This window comes from Yersinia similis (assembly GCF_001053095.1).
In the GTDB taxonomy this organism is placed as follows: Bacteria; Pseudomonadota; Gammaproteobacteria; order Enterobacterales; family Enterobacteriaceae; genus Yersinia; species Yersinia similis.
In genome coordinates this window covers 1-1750 of sequence record NZ_CGBP01000075.1, presented here as the reverse complement: position 1 = coordinate 1750, position 1750 = coordinate 1, and the positions used below count along the sequence as shown (strand labels likewise).

Here is a 1750-nt window from a genome sequence, read left to right as displayed (position 1 = left end):
GTTGTATTGAATGAGGGCAGCATGTGGCAGCAGAGTTTTATTAACAATATGAGTTAGCCGGACGCTTACCAATAGATAGCTCTGATTGAGTTACTAATCAGAGCTACTGAGTACCTGTTTGACTGCCTACCAAACCTGATAAGCCGAATACTCAATGTTTGGTACTGTTGAGACTGTAATTTTCCGGTACCCATAAACTATGGATAGAACTCTCGTAACATCGTCTCTTTGCTTAAGGTGAATATTAACAAGTCACTTTCCTTAAATACTCCCTCTTTAATCAAGCGATTCTTTAAAGGTTCGAATCGTTTATCATTAGCGAAAAAAAGTGCAGTCAAGTAATCGGAGTCAATCGATTGTTGTTGTTCTGAGAGGTGAATAACCTGCCTGTAGCATTCATCATCTCTTTTCCCTAATCTTTCTTTTACCATGCACTCAGTCAATAAGTCAGTTCGGGTGAAATGCTTTTTGTTGAGTATCTCAAGTTCTTGTAGCCCTTCTGCATAGTATCTATCAGCAAGTAGGCTATTTGTGTACATTTTTCTGACATTAATGTTTTCTGGGTTTTCATCTAACAGATTTTTAAACTGTTTGAAAATTTCACTTTTTTCACTATCTTCAGATGTTATTAATTTCTGCACAAGTAGAACCGCTTCCTGCGTGGGGTCATCTGCAGGCAGACTCTCATTAAAAATAGGAAGAGAAAAAACGGGTATACACAGGAATAAATAAAATATTGCTACAGATAATTTAACTGATTTTTTCATAATAAATTATCCTAAAATTTATTTAATGTGATTTGTCTGGTCAAACTGCCAGGGAATGGCCTGATTATTCCGGTATATCCTGTATGTAAAAAATACCCAGCTTCTATATCTAAGACGGGGAGTATGTTTTTCTTACAAGGTATTAAAAATGAACTGCTGCCGATAAGAACTTCATCATGACGGAGAATAAAAGATTCCCCGCTACTCTCTAAAACATATTTTTTATTATCTATATTGTTTTTTATTGTACACCAGGGAACAATTTTACCGGAACCATAAGCCTTAGCAGCATTACAGACCAGCGATGCTGATAAATACATTTTCTTTCCTTCTTTAACATTATCTTCAGTTACATTAATAGATAATGAGAAAGAGGCGTGTACAGCACCAACACCTTCAGCTCGCATGTCGGCCCATCGAGAAAAATAGAATGATTTTGTCGACATTTTTATTCCTTTTTAATCTTTCAGTAATGCCCGGGTAGGGCATATAAATTATACAGCCAGCGATTGTGGTACCCAATTTTTGCTGCATCCTCAACCGGCGTAATGTTTTTCTCTATGCAAAATTTCAGATCAACAAATCTTTAGAAGGGAATGTACATTAATGATTATTGGAGTACGAATTAGTTTTAACAATAAGTTAGAGAAAACAAAATAATCTGAAAAATCACACAGTTGTTGGGAAAATTCCTTAAGTCCCATTCTGGAGAATGTCGGTTCTTTCGGTGTAATCCGTCATTGAGAGAAATTTTCCCGAACTAATTTGAGACCTTTTTTCTGACCAATCTGCAATTCTGGCCTGCGGCTTAAAGCTATTAATTTTTAGTCAAATATCGGTCCTATTCCGTAAAATCGATCATGACGTAATACACTGATTTTTAAATTAATTATTTAATGCTTATTTTAGGAGATTTAACGCTAACGTATTGGTGTTTATGCATTTGGCGTAGAATTTAAAATCCCTCGGCTTATGGCTGTGCG

The 1750-nt window shown here is 35.8% G+C and carries 2 protein-coding genes; both read right to left on the bottom strand.

Annotation, left to right across the window (positions count from 1 at the left end):
• Positions 1-197: 197 nt before the first annotated feature.
• On the bottom strand, positions 198-767 hold the full coding sequence (locus AC971_RS21395; RefSeq protein ID WP_025383324.1) for a hypothetical protein: 570 nt from the start codon (positions 765-767) through the stop codon (positions 198-200).
• Positions 768-778: 11 nt separating this feature from the next.
• The gene (locus AC971_RS21390; RefSeq protein ID WP_025383325.1) at positions 779-1213 is read right to left on the bottom strand and encodes a hypothetical protein; all 435 of its coding nucleotides are present in this window, start codon (positions 1211-1213) and stop codon (positions 779-781) included.
• Between the last annotated feature and the right edge of the window lie 537 nt (positions 1214-1750).

Coding starts and splice junctions, on each gene's coding strand:
- AC971_RS21390 (WP_025383325.1), bottom strand. CDS start 1,213: ATGTCGACAAAATCATTCTATTTTTCTCGATGGGCCGACATGCGAGCT.
- AC971_RS21395 (WP_025383324.1), bottom strand. CDS start 767: ATGAAAAAATCAGTTAAATTATCTGTAGCAATATTTTATTTATTCCTG.